The organism is Aeromonas sp. ASNIH7 (assembly GCF_002903485.1).
GTDB classification, from domain to species: Bacteria; Pseudomonadota; Gammaproteobacteria; order Enterobacterales; family Aeromonadaceae; genus Aeromonas; species Aeromonas caviae.
Window position 1 is genome coordinate 789,175 of sequence record NZ_CP026226.1, and the last position, 16,266, is coordinate 805,440.

A 16,266-nucleotide genomic window follows, 5' to 3' on the forward strand; every position below is an offset into this window, starting at 1 on the left:
GGGGGAGGAGCTTCTTTGCCCCCCCTGCCAAGGGGAGGGCTGGGGTGGGGTCTGCTCGCTTACATATGCTTGACGCGGCGTTTGACCTCTTCCTGCTTGCCCGCGTTGAAGGGGCGCGCATCCGGGCTGCCGAGATAGCCGCACACCCGGCGTGTCACCGACACCTTGGCGGGGTCATGGTTGCCGCAGCGCGGGCAGGTGAAGCCCTTGGAGATGCACTCGAACTCGCCGGTGAAGCCGCAGTCGTAGCACTCGTCGATGGGGGTGTTGGTGCCGTAGTAGGGCACCTTGTCATAGCTGTAGTCCCAGACGTTCTCCAACGCCTCCAGGTTGTGCTGGATGTTGGGGTACTCGCCGTAACAGATGAAGCCGCCGCTGGCGATGGGCGGATAGGGCGCCTCGAAGTCCAGCTTGTCGTAAGGGTTCACCTGCTTCTCCACGTCCAGGTGGAAGCTGTTGGTGTAGTAGCCCTTGTCGGTCACCCCGGCCACCACGCCAAACTCCTTGGCGTCGATGCGGCAGAAACGGGTGCAGAGGTTCTCGCTCGGGGTGGAGTAGAGGCTGAAGCCGTAGCCGGTCTCCTCCTTCCACTCGTCGGTGGCCGCCTTGAGCCGCGCGATGATGGCGATGGCCTTCTGGCGCAGGGTCTCGCTGTCGAACAGGTGGACGTCTGTGCCATAGAGGGCGTTGATGGTCTCGTGTACCCCGATGTAACCCAGCGAAATGGAGGCGCGGCCATGTTTGAAGATCTCGCTGATGTTGTCATCGGCCTTGAGGCGCACCCCGCAGGCCCCCTCCATGTAGAGGATGGGGGCGACCCGGGCCTTGACCCCGTCGAGGCGCTTGATGCGGTACATGAGCGCTGTCTTGGCCACCCGCAGGGCGGCGTCCAGCTTGTCCCAGAAGTCCGCTTCATCGCGGGATTTCAGGGCAATGCGCGGCAGGTTGAGGCTCACAACCCCCAAGTTGTTGCGCCCTTCGTGGACCAGCTCGCCATTCTCTTCAAAGGCACCGAGGAAGGAGCGGCACCCCATGGGGGTCTTGAAGGAGCCGGTGACCTTGACCACCTGGTCGTGGTTGAGGATGTCCGGGTACATCCGCTTGGAGGCGCACTCCAGCGCCAGCTGCTTGATGTCGTAGTTGGGATCCCCCGGTTTGTGGTTCAGGCCATCCTTGATGGCGAACACCAGTTTCGGGAAGACGGCGGTCTTCCTGTTCTTGCCAAGGCCGGCGATGCGGTTGCCAAGGATGGCGCGCTGGATGAGGCGCGATTCCCAACTGTCCCCCAGGCCAAAGCCGAAGGTGACGAACGGCGTCTGACCGTTGGCGGTGTGCAGGGTATTGACCTCGTATTCGAGGGACTGGAAGGCGTCGTGGCACTCCTTCTCGGTGCGAGCCATGGCGTAGGCGTCCACATCCTGGATCCCCCACTCCTCGGCCACCTCCCGGTGCTTGTTCCAGCTGATGGTCACATAGGGTGCCAGCACTTCGTCGATGCGGTTGATGGTGGTGCCGCCATAGATATGGCTCGCCACCTGGGCGATGATCTGGGCGGTCACCGCGGTGGCGGTGCTGATGGATTTTGGGGTGTCTATCTCCGCGTTGCCCATCTTGAAGCCGTGGGTCAGCATCCCCTGCAGATCGATCAGCATGCAGTTGAACATGGGGAAGAAGGGGGAGTAGTCGAGATCGTGGAAGTGCAGGTCGCCGCTCTCGTGGGCCTGCACCACGTCACGGGGCAGCATGTGACTGATGGCGTAATGCTTGGCGACGATGCCCGCCAGCAGGTCACGCTGGGTCGGGATCACCTTGGAGTCCTTGTTGGCGTTCTCGTTGAGCAGGGCCGCGTTGGTCTGCTCCACCAGGCCGCGGATCTCCTGGGCCAGGCGACCCCGGGCCTCGCGAGCCTGATCCCGGTCGTGACGGTATTCGATGTAGGCACGGGCGATGGCCTTGTCGTCGGAGGCCATCAGGTGGTTCTCGACCCGGTTCTGGATCTCGTGGATGTCTACCTCCCCTCGCCCCTCCAGCTCCTGGCTGACAGCGGCGGCAATGCGCTCTGCCAGCGCCGGACTGGCCTGATTGACCGCTGCCGCCGCCCGGCTGACCGCATCGCGGATCAGTTGGCCATTGAATGGTGCACGACATCCATCGCGTTTGATCACTACCGGTTTCATCGATTTTCCCCGTATTGAAAGACCTGGTGGCCACCCTCGGCTCACCCTCGTTGAGTCCCCTTCTCCACGCCCGTCCCCGGCGCAAACAAGGTCAGCCAAGGCTTGAAACACCTGGGCTGACACTGAGAGGGCGACCACTTATGCACAGCTTTATGACACTATATATGGGTGTTTTTTTTATGCTTACCCCTATATGTGGGGTCTATTAGGCACCAAAGCGGTACCCTGTTTCTTGATCCAGAACAGGTTTTGGAAGGAGTGGGGCAGTTCACGACCAGCGCCAAAAGACGCTCTTTTTGCTCACCCCAGACGGGATGCGGGCTCCCGCCCGGCAAGGGATAAAAAGAGAGGGGCACGCCTTCCGACAACAATTGACCGAGGCGCCAGAGAGCGGGAGAGCACATACTGGGGAACAGTCTGTCCCTTGCGGAAAAAACACGTGACCAAGGTCTTGCTCCTGCTCTCCCTCCTCTCCCTCCCGCTGCTGGCCGCCGAGATCCTGGTGATCAGCAGTTATCACCAGAGCAACCAGTGGGATCAGAGCTACAGTGCCGGCCTCGAGCAACACCTCAAGCAGGCGCATCACCTCGGCTATCTCTATCTGGACACCAAGCGCCAGCCCGGCCAGACCCGTGACGAACTGCTCGCCAAGGGAATGGCCGCCTACCGGACCCACCAGCCGGCGCTGGTGATCCTGGGGGATGACAACGCCATCAACGCCCTCGCCCGACCCATCGCCGCCCGGGGAACGCCCGTGGTGTTTCTCGGGATGAACGAGAATCCGCGCCCCAAGGGGCTGGTCGGCCACCCCCTGATCACCGGCGTACTGGAACGCCCCCTGCTCAAGCGCAGCATCAGCGAGATGAGTCAGTTGATGGGAGGGCTGGAGCGTGCCCTGGTACTGTTTGACGAAAGCGAGGTGTCCCGCACCGCCGTCGCCCACGAGTTCAAGGGGCGAGGCGAGCTGACGATCGGCCAGACCCGGGTCAGCAGCCGCCAGTTCACCGACTATGGACACTGGCAGGAGGCAGTGCTCGCCAGTCGGAAAAACGGCTATCAGGCGCTCTTCCTCGGCCTCTACCACACTCTCACCGACGCTCAGGGCCAGCATGTAAGCGAGCAACAGGTGCTGGCATGGACCAGCGCCAACAGCCCGGTGCCACTGTTCTGCTTCTGGGCCTTTGCGGTGGGCAGGGGAGCCGCCATCGGCGGTCTGGTGCTCGACGGCCACAGCCAGGGAGAAAGAGCCGCCGAACTGGCCAATGCCATCCTCTCGGGCACGGCGCCCGGCGCCCTCTCCCCCCGCGCCGCATCCCGCGGGGAATATCTGTTCAGCAAGAGCGAACTGGCACGCTGGCACCTGACGGCTCCCGATGCCTGGCAGGACAAGGTGAGCTACGTCGAGTGAGCCCACCTACGACAAACCCGGCCAGTAGGCCGGGTTTGTCTGCTCAAACGTGCATTCTCAGGGCTGAATGGCCGCCTGCAACTCGGCCTCGGTCCAGATGGTGATCCCCAACTCCTGGGCCTTGGCGAGCTTGGAGCCTGCCGCCTCCCCCGCTACCAGCACGTCGGTCTTGGCCGACACCGAGCCCGCCACCTTGGCCCCCAGGGCCTGCAGCGCCGCCTTGGCGTCGTTGCGGGACAAAGCGGTGAGGGTACCAGTCAGCACGAAGGTCTTGCCGGCAAAAGGTTGATCGCTTGCCTCTTTCTTCTCGATGGCCGGCCAGTGGATCCCGGCGGCCAACAGGGCGTCGAGCACCTCGATGTTGTGGGGCTGGCGCAGGAAGTAGTAGACGTGCTTGGCCACTATGTCTCCCACGTCGGCCACTTCCAGCAACTGCTCCACCGAGGCGGCGCGCAGGGCATCCAGAGTGAGGAAGTGGTTGGCGAGGTTCAAGGCGGTCGTCTCCCCTACTTCGCGGATCCCCAGGGCAAACAGGAAGCGGGGCAGGGTGGTGCTGCGGGCGGCATCGATGGCGGCCACCAGGTTGAGGGCCGATTTTTGCCCCATCCGCTCGAGACCGGCCAGCTGGATGGCATTGAGGCTGAACAGGTCCGCCGGGGTCTTCACCAGCCCCTTGTCCACCAGTTGCTCCACTATCTTGTCGCCAAGGCCATCCACATCCATGGCGCGACGCGCCGCGAAGTGCTTGATGGCGGCCGCCCGCTGGGCCTCGCAGAAGAGACCGCCGGAGCAGCGGGCCACGGCCTCCCCTTCCAGCCGCTCCACCGCCGAGCCGCACACCGGGCACTCGGTCGGGAAGAGGATCGCGCGGGCATCCGCCGGGCGCTGCGCCTCCACCACAGCCACGACCTGGGGGATCACGTCCCCGGCCCGGCGCACGATCACGGTGTCGCCGATCATGACGCCAAGGCGCGCGATCTCGTCCGCATTGTGCAGGGTAGCGTTGGAAACGGTGACGCCGCCGACAAACACCGGCTTGAGCTTGGCTACCGGGGTGATGGCACCGGTGCGGCCCACCTGGAACTCGACGTTCTCAAGCGCCGTCATCTCCTCTTCTGCCGGGAACTTGTGGGCAGTGGCCCAGCGCGGCGCGCGGGCAACGAAACCGAGCTCCTGTTGCAGTGCTATGTCATCCACCTTGTAGACCACGCCGTCGATCTCGTAGGGGAGATCCCCGCGGCGCGCCAGGATATCATCGTGAAACGCCTGGCAGCCGGCGGCACCCTCTTTGAGCTTCACTTCCGGGCTGAGCGGCAGACCCCAGGCCTTGAGCTGATTGAGGCGACCGAAGTGGGAATCCCCCAGCTCGTCGCCACCGACTCCCACGCCGTAGGCATAGAAGCTGAGGGGGCGGCTGGCGGTGATGCGTGAATCGAGCTGGCGCAGGCTGCCGGCAGCGGCGTTGCGCGGGTTGACGAACACCTTCTCCCCCGCCGCCAGCGCATCGCGGTTCATCGCCTCGAACCCAGCCTTGGGCATGAAGACCTCCCCACGCACCTCCAGCCGCGCCGGCCACCCCTGGCCGCGCAGGGTCAGGGGAATGGCCTTGATGGTGCGCACGTTCTCCGTGATCTCCTCCCCCGTGGTGCCGTCCCCGCGAGTGGCGGCCTGTACCAGCTGGCCATCCACGTAGAGCAGGCTCACCGCCAGACCGTCGAGCTTGGGTTCGCAACAGAAGGTGAAAGTCACCTCCCGCTTGAGGCGATCACTCATGCGTTGCTCGAACGCCTGCAACTCCTCGCTGCTGAAGACGTTGTCCAGACTCAGCATGGGGATCTCGTGGCGTACCTGCTTGAAGGCGGTCAGCGGCTGGCCTCCCACCCGCACGCTCGGCGAGGCCGGGGTTTTCAGCTCGGGATGCTCGGCCTCCAGCGCAATCAGCTCGCGCATCAGACGATCGTATTCGGCGTCCGGCACCGTGGGGTTGTCCAGCACATAGTACTGATGGCCGTACTCGGTCAGCAGCTCACACAGTTGACGGTGGCGGGAGAGGATATCGCTCATGAAAAAGTCTCGAAGTGTGATGGAACATTCAGTCTGGGGCAGAAACAAAAATGCGGCACCGGGGTACCGCACTTTTCATTGTTCAAGCCCCATGGCGCATCAGTCGCGGCTGGCCTCGTAGGCGGCCAGCTCGTGGCGATAACGGGCGATGTCGTCGTCGCTGAGGGGACTGCGCGAGGCGTCGGTCAGCATGGCATCGAGATCGCTCGCCAGCTGATCCGCAGCCTGCAACATGTGCTCGAAGGCGAAGGCGGCATTGCTGCGAAGGGGCAGTTGCATGAAGAGGGACACACCCGGGGTGCTGAACTGCTCCATGCGATAGGGGTTGAAGGTACCCGGCTTGACCATGTTGATCATGGAGAAGAGCACTTCCCCCTTGCCGCCCAGATCTTCGTGACGGTGGAAGATGTCCATCTCGCCAAACTTGAAGCCCAGCGCCAGCAGGGAAGAGAGCAGAGTCGCACCTTGCAGATCGTGGCCGGGACGGGCCATCAGGTTGATGACATAGACATCCTGCCAGATCTTCTCGACCGGGGCCGGAGCGGGTTCTGGCTCGGCTGCGTGAACCGGCTCTTCATAGGCTGGCTCGTCATCGTAAGCGGGCTCTTCATAAGCCGGCTGGGCGTAGCGGGGAGCCTGCTGGGCAACCGGTACCGGCTCGCGTGCACCGAAGGTCGGCGCCTGGGCATAGGCCGGCTCCACCAGCGGCTCTTCGTCCAGCGGCTGCATCATGGGCTCGCGCTGCGGACGGGAACGGTGTACCGGCGTACGGCGGATCACCTGTGCAGGTTTGCGCACCGGCGCGGCAGGGGCCTCTTCAACAGGGGCGGCAACCGGCTCGTCATAGTCCTCTTCTTCCTCATACACAGGCTGAGGGGGGACAGGGCGAGCGGCAGGCTTGCGCACCACGGGAGGCGGCAGATCGGCGTCGTCATCTTCATCATCGAAGGCGGGAACGGGGGCGACACGGCGGGGTTCGGGCTGACGGGCCTCGTCGCTGCGCAGTTTGGGCTCGGCACGACGGCCACCGCTCACCACACGCACCTGACCGATGCCATCGCTGTCGAAGGCGTCGTTGTCACGCTCACGGGACTTGGACTCCATCCGACCCAGGGGTTTCTCCTTGATCGGTGCCTGACGATTCTTTCTGTTGCTCCACAACCCGTGAATGAGCAATGCCGCGATGGCAATACCGCCCAGGGCAACCAAGATGTAACGCAATTCCTGCATTAGCTGCTTCTCTTTCTAGTTTTGCTCAGCCAAAGCGACGGCTTCACCGATATCGACCGACACTATGCGCGAAACCCCGGGCTCTTGCATCGTGACGCCAACCAGCTGCTCGGCCATCTCCATGGAGACCTTATTATGACTGATGTAAACGAACTGTACTGTGCTCGACATCTCTTTGACAAGAGAACAGAAGCGACCGACGTTCACTTCATCGAGCGGTGCATCCACCTCATCCAGCAGACAAAATGGTGCTGGATTGAGTCTGAAGATGGCGAAAACCAGCGCAAGGGCGGTTAGCGCCTTCTCCCCCCCGGAAAGCAGGGCAATGGTAGCATTCTTCTTGCCCGGAGGTCTTGCCATGATGCTCACTCCGGCCTCCAAAAGATCATCCGAGGTCAGCTCAAGCCAGGCACTGCCCCCCCGAACACTTTTGGGAACAGGGATTTTAAATCTTCATTGACCTTATCGAAAGTGTCGCGGAAGCGTATTTGTGTTTCTTTATCAATTCTTTTAATGGCTTGGCTCAAGGTATCGAGGGCCTGCTCCAGATCCTGGCACTGATTTTCCAGGTAGCTTGAACGGGTTTTCGCCTCCTCATACTCTTCCAGTGCCGCCAGGTTGATGGCGCCAAGCGCCTCCACCTGCGCCTCCAGCGTCTGGATCTCCTGGCGCAGCTTGCCGCGATCAGCGGCAATCAGCACCGCCTGATCGAGGTCCACCAGGCGCACGCCCAGCTCTTCGAACTGCTCGTGCAGTCCCTGCCTGCGCGTCAGGTTGCGCTCGCGCTCGAGCCGCAGAGTCGCCAGCTTCTCTTGAATTTTCACCAGCTGCTTGTGATCGGCGCTTCTGGCCTGCTCCAGCTCGGTCAGCTGACGATCCAGCTCCGCGAGCCGCTGGTGACAGGCCAGTTGCTGCGCCTCAAGATTGCGCTGTTCGACCAGCAGGGGCGACAGATCCTGACTCGGAGCGGCCCCTGGCTCCTTGAGTTCCGCCAGCTCCAGGCCGAGACGGGCCAGCTCCTGCTCGCGCAGCGTGATGAGCTGGCGCTGGTTCTGCTGCTCCAGTTGCAACCGCTGGCAGGCCGCCTGCTGCTGCTCCCGGCGAAGGCGCGCCTCTTCCAGCGCCCGCTCCGCCCCGCTTACCTGCTCCTGGGCGAGCAGCAGCGCCTCGGCGAGTACCTCCCCCTGCTCCTGCTGCTCGCCAAGGGCCGCTTCATCCTGCTCAAGCCGCTCCCCGGCCGACGCCAGCCGCTGCGCCTCCTCAGCCTGCTCCTTATCGAGCCGGGCCAGCTCTTCCCCCAGCTGGCCCAGGCGCTGCAAGCGCTCCTGGCGCTGCCCCTCGCGCAGACTCCAGGCTTCGCGCAGTTGTTGCCACCGCAGCTCCTGCTCGCGCAGGGTGCGCTGAGCCAGCTCATGCGCTCCATGCTGCTGGGCCCGCGCTGCATCGGCGGCGACAAGCTGCTCGTCGAGTCTGTGCAGCGCCTCCCGACCCGCGGCCAGCTCGGTGTGCAGCCGCTCACGCTCACCGAGCAGCGCCAGCGTACCCAGGGCCATGCCCTCCCCCAGATCCGCCCAGTTGGGGCCGAACCAGTCGCCGGCGGGAGTGAGCAGCGACTCACCGGCAGAGAGGCTGTGCAGGCGGGACAGCGCCGCCTCCCTGCTCTCTGCCAGCCAGATGGCATTGAGGAAAGCCGGAATGTGCTCGCCCCCCAGTTGCGCCGCCAGGGTACCGGCCCTGGCTGGCTGGGCCGGGCCAATCCAGAGTCCAGGTTGCGCCAGGTTGCACTCGTCCGCCGGGATTGCGGTGAGCCAGCGGCCGAGCACCTTGTCCAGCCCCCGGGCCCACTCGGGGGGAACCTGCAACCGATCAGCCAGGGTCTCACCCGCCATCTGCTCCCCCAGGATCTGATCCAGGGTGGCGAGGCGCGCCTCCAGCTCGCGCAGCAGGCCCTGCTGGCGACCCTGCTCTGCCTTGAGTGCTTCATGGCGCGACACACCGGCCTGCCACGCCGCATCGGCTTCCTCATGGCGGGCGCGGGAGAGCGAGAGTTCCGCCGCCAGGGCATCGAGGGCCGGTTGCAGGTTCTCCCCCTCCCCGCCAAGGGGCCCGGCCTGTTCGTCTTCCAGCTTGAGGCGGGCAAGCCGGGTCTTGGCCTGCAGCTCCTGCAGGCCATTCACCTCGGCGCGGGTCTGGTTGAGCCGCCCCTGCAACTGGCCCAGCTGCTGCTGCCACTGCTGCTGACGCTGGCGCGCCTGCTCGAGCCGATCGCCCGCTGCCGCCCGCACGCTCTGCTGGTCGGTAAGTAACTGCTCACACTGCTCGAGGCGCGCCGACGCCACCTCCCCCTGCAACGTGCTGTCGCCCAGTTGCTCCAGCTGGCCGGCCAGCTGGGCCTTGAGACCGTCGATACGCTCGCCGAGGGACTGCCGCCTCGCCTGCCAGTCGCGACCGAGTTCGTTCTGGTGCAGTTGCTGCTGCTCGAGGCGGGCGATGGCTTGCCCGCCGAGGAAAATCTGTTGCTGGCGGCTCGCCTGCTCGGCCTGCGCCTCCTGGCGGGCCACCGACAGGGTGACGTGACGCCCCTCGTCTGCAGTGCGCTTGGCATCGAGTGCCGCCAGCGCCTGCTCGGTCTGGGCCAGTTCGGTCTTGGCTTCGCCGAGTCGCGTTTCCAGCGCCCACAGTTCCGAGCCGATCAGCTCCGCACGAGCGGCACGTGATCGACTCTTGAGCTGCTTGTAGCGCTCGGCGGTCTCGGCCTGGGCCTTGAGATGCTCGAGGCGCGAGCCCAGTTCGCCGCGGATGTCGCCGAGGCGCTCCAGGTTCTCCTGGGTATGGCGGATGCGCTGCTCGGTCTCCCGGCGCCGCTCCTTGTAGCGGGAGACCCCGGCGGCCTCTTCCATGAACAGCTTGAGATCGGCGGGGCGGGACTCCACCAGCCGGCTGACGGTGCCCTGTTCGATGATGGCGTAACTGCGGGGCCCAAGGCCAGTGCCGAGGAAGAGGTCGGTCACGTCCTTGCGGCGGCACTTCTGGCCGTTGATCTGGTAGTGGTTGGAGCCGTCGCGCAGCACTTCGCGGCGCACCGAGATCTCGGTAAAGCGGCCGAACTCGCCGGGTACCCGGTTGTGGGGATTGTCGAACACCAGCTCCACCGAGGCGCGGCCATGGGCGCTGCGGTTGATGGAGCCGTTGAAGATGACGTCGGTCATGTTCTCGCCGCGCAGATGGCGGGCGGAGCTCTCCCCCAGCACCCAGCGCACGGCGTCGATGACGTTGGATTTGCCGCAGCCGTTGGGGCCCACCACGGCGGTCATGTCGGCGTTGAGTTCGATGCGGGTCGGCTCGACAAACGACTTGAAACCGGCGAGTTTGATCAATTTCAGACGCATGGCGGCCTATGTGGGTAACGAAATAAAGAGGAGGCGGGCAGGCGACTTTACCAAATCAAAGGCTTGTTTGTAATATGCTGGCACTTTCCCCATTCACTGATGGAGCTCACATGAGCCAATCACCCCACATGGTCAAAGATTCGGTCAGCGGTGCAGACTACTTCCTGCGCGGCTTCTCGCTCATCCGCCAGCCCGGCATCCGCACCTTCGTGCTGATCCCCCTGCTGGTCAACTTCGTGCTTTTTGCCGGTGCCTTCTACGCCCTGTTGCTACAACTGGACGGCCTGTTCGCCTGGCTGCACCAGCAGATCCCGAGCTGGCTCTCCTGGCTTGATTACCTGCTCTGGCCCATCGCCCTCATCACCATACTGGTGGTCTTCTCCTTCATCTTCAGCTCGGTGGCCAACTGGATAGCTGCCCCTTTCAACGGCCTGCTGGCAGAGAAGGTGGAACAGATCCTCACCGGTGAAGCCATGAATGACACCGGCATGCTGGATGTGGTGAAAGATGTGCCCCGTACCTTCGGCCGCGAATGGACCAAGCTGAAATACTATCTGCCCAAGGCCATCGGCTGCCTGATCCTCTTCCTGATCCCGGTAGTGGGCCAGACCCTGGCACCCGTGCTCTGGTTCCTGCTCAGCGCCTGGATGATGGCGATCCAGTATGTCGATTATCCGTTCGACAACCACAAGATCGGCTTCATCACCATGCGCGACGCCCTCAAGCAGCGTCGTGGAAAGTGCCTGAGCTTCGGCGCCCTGGTGACCCTCTTCTCCGCCATCCCGGTGGTGAATCTCTTCGTGATGCCGGTGGCCATCTGTGGCGCCACCGCCATGTGGGTGGACCAATACCGCAGCGAGCAACTTGGACGCTGAACCGCGTCATCATGATCAAAAGAGGGGGCGAAAGCCCCCTTTTCATTACTTAATCTAATGCATAACCAAGATAGCTTGTCGCCCCAGCGCAGGGTTGTTAGGATGCGAGCCTTTCTCGCACCCTGGGATATCTCATGTTACATGCACTCTTCTTGCTCGGCCTGGTGGCCGAAGGGATGACTGGCGCGCTGGCAGCGGGTCGGCGACGGATGGATCTGTTTGGCGTCGTGATCATCGCCTCGGCGACGGCCATCGGTGGCGGTACCATTCGGGATGTGCTGCTGGGCCACTATCCCCTGCTCTGGGTCGAGCACCCCGAATACGTGCTGCTGGTGGCGGGCGCCGCCATGGCCGGGGTCATCTCGGCCCCGCTGATGCGCTACCTTGGCAAGCTGTTCCTGGCGCTCGATGCCCTGGGGCTCGTGGTCTTCTCCATCTTCGGGGCTGCCCGGGCGCTCGAGATGGGCCACGGGGCCGGCATCGCCTGCATCATGGCCGTGGTGACCGGCGTGTTCGGGGGGGTGCTGCGGGACTTGCTGTGCCAGCGTATCCCGCTGGTGTTCAAGCGCGAGCTCTATGCCGCCGTCTCGCTGATCACCGCCGCGCTCTACTGCTTTGCGCTGCACCATGGGCTGCCCAACGACTGGGCCGCTTTCGGTGCCATCGGCATCGGCTTCGTGCTGCGGCTCCTGGCGGTACGCTTCAAGTGGGGACTGCCCACCTTCAACTATCAGTACGCCACCCATTGATCGCGCCAGTTCCTGGCCATATTGCACGGATAACGAGCAACAAAAAAGCGCCATACGGCGCTTTTTTGTTGGGCATCGGCAAGAGAGGAAAGGGTCAGTTGATCCCTTCCGAGCTGAAGAAGGTCGCCTTGTCGGCGATGAAACGCACCTTGATATTCTTGCCTTCCCCTCCCCAGACACAGCTCGTGGTGCCGAGAGCATCGTCGCAACGCTCGGCCTTGCCGAGGATGGCACTCGCTTCGGCATAGCTCATCCCGACTTTCAGCTTGTCGTAGCTCTCGCGGTTGAGCTTGCCGCAACCAGTCAACAACAGGGCGATGAGCCCCCCGATCACAATCTGCTTCATCTTTCTCTCCTCTGGCTGGAGTCCAGAGCCTAGCAGCTTGGTTCCCCTCAATGCCAGCGGCAAAAAGACACAATCGGCACTCAACCCTTGAGGAAATCCCGACTCACCAGCTGCGAACGGGGCCTGTGTCCAGGTGCACGAAGTTGTCGGAAGGGTAATAACCCACACCGCCCACCTTGAGGTTCAGGGCGGCCTTGCGCAGGTGCGCCAGCTGCACGCCGGGGATGCGCACGTCAACCGCCTGCCCCAGGGTGTGGTAGCTGTGCTTGGCGACGCCGCGACTCTTGCGCCGCTTCTGCTGATTGGTGGCCGGGGAGCGATAACCCGAGATGAGCTGGATTTCGCCGTGGCGTCCCAGCTTGTGTTGCAGCAGAAAGAGCTGATCGAACAGCTTTCTGTCGATGTTGAACACTTCGTTGCGACGGTAGTCACGGAAAATATGGTTGAGCTCCGCCAGCCCGTCGCTCAGATAATGGCCATCTTCCCAATAACTGGCGCGTACCCGCTCGCCGGTATTGAGGTTGAAGAAACTCAGTTCCCGTCCCGAAGTGCTGCGGCTCGCCAGCGCAGGGAACGACAGCAGGCTGGTCCCCATCAGGCAACCCGCCCCCAGCAGCAGACGGCGTCGGCTTATCCCTTGTCCCAGCATCCGTTGTCCGTCCATCTCATGGTGAAGTCACACAGGTGAATGAATTTGATACAAGGGCCGAAACTACCTGCCAGAAAAAGCGCTGTCAAACCCCATTCACCCATGAAAAAGCCCGGCACGGGCCGGGCTTTTCACTCTGTGGCGAGGATCACAGCAAGCGGCTTTGATAGCTGACTCTGTCGAATCCGTAGATATCGTTGCGCAGTTGCTGACGTCCCTCTTCATCAATCCAGCTGCTCCAGTAGACGGTAAACACCGGGATAGGGTTGCTCAGGGGCAGCCACTTGGTCTGGGTCTCTTTCAGGATACTGGCCACCTTGTCCGGCTGATAGCGGGAGTCCGCCAGCAGCAGCTCTGCCAGATCGTCGGCGTGTTCCACCCGGATGCAACCCGAGCTGAAGGCACGGGCCCCCTGCTCGAACAGCGCCTTGCGCGGGGTGGAATGGAGATAGATGGCATCGTTGTTGGGCAGATAGAACTTGTAGCGACCCAGGGCATTGTGATCCCCCGGCTTTTGCCGCAACCGGTAAGGGAAACCGGAGGCCAGCGCATGGTGCCAGCCATCTTCGCTGAACTGCACCGGATTGCCCTCGCCGTCGATCACCTCGAACTGTTCGCGATCCAGGTAGGCAGGATCGCGCCCGAGCTTGGGCAGAATGTCCTTGCTCAGGATGGAGCGCGGCACGTGCCAGGCCGGGTTCAGCACGATGGAGCGGATCTCGCTGGCGAGGATGGGGGTGGCCCGCTGCTCCTTGCCGACGATGACCCGACTGGTGAAGACCTCGCTGCCAGACTCCACCACGCTCAGGCGGTAGTCCGGAATGTTGACCAACACATAGCGACCGGCAAGGTGATCCACCAGATCACGGCGCCACAGGTTGCGTACCAGCAGGCTGGCGCGCACCTCGGGGCCGGTATTGAGCCAGCTGCGGGTCTGACGGCCGATGATGCCGTCGGCCGTCAGGCCGTGGCGGCGCTGGAACTGCTTGATGGCCTGTTCGGTCTCGGGATCGTAGAGGCTGTCCTGGTGAGTTGGGGCACTGTCCCCCAGTTCGTTCAGGATGGAGCGGATCTGGCCGAGCTCGGTCGAGCTCTCCCCGGCCCGCAGGGTCGACATGGAGAGGGTGGGCCAGTGCTTGGCCATGGGCATGGCCAGCAGCTTGCGCACTTCTTCGCGCACGGCGTCGTATTCCGCCACCTGTGGCCTGAGTTGCCTGACCTGCTCCAGCAGATTGTCTCCCTGGGGGGCATGGGCCAGGGGGCGGTTCAGATCCAGCTTGAGGGTCTGCATCTGTTCGCGCGCGACCAGATCCATCCCTCGCCAGGCCTGCTGGAACCGGGCCAGCTTGCCAAAGGCCTCATCGTAGAGGGCACCGCGTCGATCCGCCGGGGTCTTTTGCAACTGCTGCCAGAGGCGGTAGAAATCCGGATGCAACTGGGCCAGCACCGCTTCCTGCAACTGCTGTTCAAGCTCATGACGAGCCTGCTCGGCCACCTCGTTCTGATACCAGTCATGCTGAATGCTGGGACTGGCCACTACCGTCTGTTCCGTGCTGGCATGAACCATACTGGCCGGCCAGCAGCCCAGCCAGATGAGATTCGCCAATGCCAACCAATACTTCTTACCCATGCTTCTTACCACGCTTGCCTCAAATCGGTTCATTTCGGCCTGTCAGGCGCGACGGTCAGGTCCCCATGATGCGTGAATGCTGGCGACTTTGCTAGCGGACGGAGGTGTAACGACGCCAGATGAGTTCCTGCTCCCCGCTGTCACCGACGGCCACTATCGCCTCGTTGAACCGCTCCACGAATTCCCCGGACAGGGTCTTCTTGCTCAACATGAAAAAGGTGGGCGTCTCATGGATCGCCATGGTGTGGGGGACGACCGCATCCGACAGCCCCTCTCTCTTCAGACCCCAGGGCGTGGCCAGACTATCCCCGAGAAAACCGTCTATCCGCCCAAGCAGCAGCTTGCGATAGTTTTGCACATCGTTGACCTCGCTCACCTGGTTGCGGTATCGCTGCAGAACCTTGGTGATTTCCGGGCCGTAATAGTAGTCCCTGGTCACACCGAGGCGATGCCCGTGGGCCAGCCAGCTCGCCAGATCCGACTCCTCACCGGTACCGGATTTGCGTACCCAGAGCGATGTCCGGCCCGGGTTGTAGGGGATGGAGAACCAGGCATAACGCGCCCTCTCATCGGCAAAATACGCCTCCATCACGATGTCCAGCCGACCCCGCTCAAGATCGTGCAACCCCCGCTTCCAGGGACGCTCCACATAGACCAGACGACACCCCAGCCGATTCGACACGGCATTGAGGTAGTCGACCGCAAATCCACGCAGTTCCCGACGTGCGCCCTCTTGCTGGTAATAGTGGTATGGGGGCCAGTCATCGAAACCGACGCGAAGGGGGGAGGAGCAGAACGATTGCGCCCACAACGGTTGGAGGGGCAGACAGCAGAGCACACACAGAGAGAAGAGTCTCATGGGTCATCCTTGACGACGGGACAGGCCATCTTAATTCTGCCCGGGTGAAATGGCGACAGATCCTGCCACAACAAAGCACAATATCAGCCGTTTGCCTGATGCGCCCCAGGTGGCGGCAGACAGGTTGGCGCCGAAAAAGCCACAATCAAGAAGAGGAAGCAAACGACCCCAAAGCCCCTTTGTAAGCAGGGTGATTGAGGGTTAATATGTGAGCAAATATATTTTTGTGATCCACTATGCTTTTTTTGCAATTGGATTAGCATATGCGCGAAATCTGCCTATCAATCTGTCGGGCGTCGAGTGAGTAATATGACCTACAAAAAGTTCGGTTTTCTGGCTGCCATCCTGGCACTGAGCGGTTTCTACCTTTATACCCTCTATCTGGCCGCTCACCCCAACGTGAGCCTGGCTTACAAGCTCTATTACCTGGAAGGCAAGACCCGTTTCTGGGAGCACAACTCCAGCATGACCTACCAGCCCGGCAACGAACTCAACCTGACCAAGCCGAGCCGCTTCCTCTCAAGCGAAGGCTGGGCCAAGAAGCCCAGCGAGCAAGGCACCGAGCTGAGCGGTCAGGGCGGTCTCTATTTCGTGCTGCCCAAGCAGCAAGCCCAGCCGGAGCAGCTCACCATCCAGGCCAGGATCAACAGCCCCCAGGCTGGTGCCCTGCTCAAGGTGGCGCTGGGTCATGATTTCACCACCACGGTCAAGCTGGCCAAGGCGGGCATCAACGAGATCCGCCTCAGCCTGCCGGGCGACTCCCTGACCGCCGATCCCAAGCGTCCCAACTTCCTGGCGCTCTCCGCCCCGACACCGCTCAACGTCCAGTCCGTGCGACTGACCGTGGCTCAGTGAAGCGGAATGCCCCAAGCATCTGTTCCGTAAAATAA

At 62.8% G+C, this 16,266-nt stretch carries 11 protein-coding genes and 1 pseudogene; 4 read left to right on the forward strand and 8 right to left on the reverse strand.

Going from position 1 to position 16,266, the window contains the following annotated elements:
* Positions 1-59 precede the first annotated feature (59 nt).
* Entirely contained in the window at positions 60-2,177 is a 2,118-nt protein-coding gene (gene nrdD, locus C2U47_RS03530) for an anaerobic ribonucleoside-triphosphate reductase (protein WP_103261453.1), read from the reverse strand.
* Positions 2,178-2,616: 439 nt separating this feature from the next.
* Here nrdD and C2U47_RS03535 point away from each other — a divergent pair, with 439 nt between their 5' ends.
* Positions 2,617-3,585 (forward strand): ABC transporter substrate-binding protein, encoded by a 969-nt coding sequence (locus C2U47_RS03535; protein ID WP_050485116.1) that lies wholly within the window; start codon positions 2,617-2,619, stop codon positions 3,583-3,585.
* 57 nt (positions 3,586-3,642) lie between these two features.
* Here the strand turns inward: C2U47_RS03535 and ligA are convergent, their stop codons facing one another.
* From ligA to C2U47_RS03550, 3 genes and pseudogenes are all read right to left on the reverse strand, one after another.
* Positions 3,643-5,649, reverse strand: coding sequence for an NAD-dependent DNA ligase LigA (ligA, locus tag C2U47_RS03540; RefSeq protein ID WP_043152325.1), 2,007 nt, complete (start codon positions 5,647-5,649; stop codon positions 3,643-3,645).
* Positions 5,650-5,748: 99 nt separating this feature from the next.
* Complete coding sequence (zipA, locus tag C2U47_RS03545) at positions 5,749-6,879, reverse strand: cell division protein ZipA (protein ID WP_010673449.1); 1,131 nt, start codon at positions 6,877-6,879, stop codon at positions 5,749-5,751.
* Positions 6,880-6,894: 15 nt separating this feature from the next.
* A pseudogene (locus C2U47_RS03550) lies at positions 6,895-10,268 on the reverse strand (AAA family ATPase).
* A gap of 110 nt (positions 10,269-10,378) precedes the next feature.
* Here C2U47_RS03550 and cysZ point away from each other — a divergent pair.
* Entirely contained in the window at positions 10,379-11,143 is a 765-nt protein-coding gene (cysZ, locus tag C2U47_RS03555) for a sulfate transporter CysZ (protein ID WP_010673447.1), read from the forward strand.
* Between the two features lie 134 nt (positions 11,144-11,277).
* Positions 11,278-11,892, forward strand: coding sequence for a trimeric intracellular cation channel family protein (locus C2U47_RS03560; RefSeq protein WP_010673446.1), 615 nt, complete (start codon positions 11,278-11,280; stop codon positions 11,890-11,892).
* Between the two features lie 94 nt (positions 11,893-11,986).
* On the opposite strand, the gene C2U47_RS03565 is transcribed toward C2U47_RS03560, so the two are convergent.
* The 4 genes from C2U47_RS03565 to C2U47_RS03580 form a co-directional block, all read right to left on the reverse strand.
* Entirely contained in the window at positions 11,987-12,238 is a 252-nt protein-coding gene (locus tag C2U47_RS03565; protein ID WP_010673445.1) for a hypothetical protein, read from the reverse strand.
* Positions 12,239-12,341: 103 nt separating this feature from the next.
* Entirely contained in the window at positions 12,342-12,887 is a 546-nt protein-coding gene (locus C2U47_RS03570) for a DUF882 domain-containing protein (protein ID WP_010673444.1), read from the reverse strand.
* A 148-nt stretch (positions 12,888-13,035) separates the two neighbouring features.
* Complete coding sequence (locus C2U47_RS03575) at positions 13,036-14,517, reverse strand: L,D-transpeptidase family protein (protein ID WP_029313953.1); 1,482 nt, start codon at positions 14,515-14,517, stop codon at positions 13,036-13,038.
* Between the two features lie 91 nt (positions 14,518-14,608).
* Positions 14,609-15,376, reverse strand: a complete 768-nt coding sequence (locus C2U47_RS03580; protein WP_010673442.1) for a substrate-binding periplasmic protein — start codon at positions 15,374-15,376, stop codon at positions 14,609-14,611.
* A gap of 309 nt (positions 15,377-15,685) precedes the next feature.
* Between C2U47_RS03580 and C2U47_RS03585 the strand changes: the two genes are divergently transcribed.
* Positions 15,686-16,231: a hypothetical protein gene (locus tag C2U47_RS03585; RefSeq protein ID WP_010673441.1), complete on the forward strand. Its 546-nt coding sequence runs from the start codon at positions 15,686-15,688 to the stop codon at positions 16,229-16,231.
* Positions 16,232-16,266 lie beyond the last annotated feature (35 nt).

Bases quoted from the DNA above. Each gene is read 5' to 3' on its own strand.
- C2U47_RS03575 (WP_029313953.1), bottom strand. From the start codon at position 14,517: ATGGGTAAGAAGTATTGGTTGGCATTGGCGAATCTCATCTGGCTGGGC.
- nrdD (WP_103261453.1), bottom strand. From the start codon at position 2,177: ATGAAACCGGTAGTGATCAAACGCGATGGATGTCGTGCACCATTCAAT.
- C2U47_RS03580 (WP_010673442.1), bottom strand. From the start codon at position 15,376: ATGAGACTCTTCTCTCTGTGTGTGCTCTGCTGTCTGCCCCTCCAACCG.
- ligA (WP_043152325.1), bottom strand. From the start codon at position 5,649: ATGAGCGATATCCTCTCCCGCCACCGTCAACTGTGTGAGCTGCTGACC.
- cysZ (WP_010673447.1), top strand. From the start codon at position 10,379: ATGAGCCAATCACCCCACATGGTCAAAGATTCGGTCAGCGGTGCAGAC.
- C2U47_RS03565 (WP_010673445.1), bottom strand. From the start codon at position 12,238: ATGAAGCAGATTGTGATCGGGGGGCTCATCGCCCTGTTGTTGACTGGT.
- zipA (WP_010673449.1), bottom strand. From the start codon at position 6,879: ATGCAGGAATTGCGTTACATCTTGGTTGCCCTGGGCGGTATTGCCATC.
- C2U47_RS03560 (WP_010673446.1), top strand. From the start codon at position 11,278: ATGTTACATGCACTCTTCTTGCTCGGCCTGGTGGCCGAAGGGATGACT.
- C2U47_RS03570 (WP_010673444.1), bottom strand. From the start codon at position 12,887: ATGCTGGGACAAGGGATAAGCCGACGCCGTCTGCTGCTGGGGGCGGGT.
- C2U47_RS03585 (WP_010673441.1), top strand. From the start codon at position 15,686: ATGACCTACAAAAAGTTCGGTTTTCTGGCTGCCATCCTGGCACTGAGC.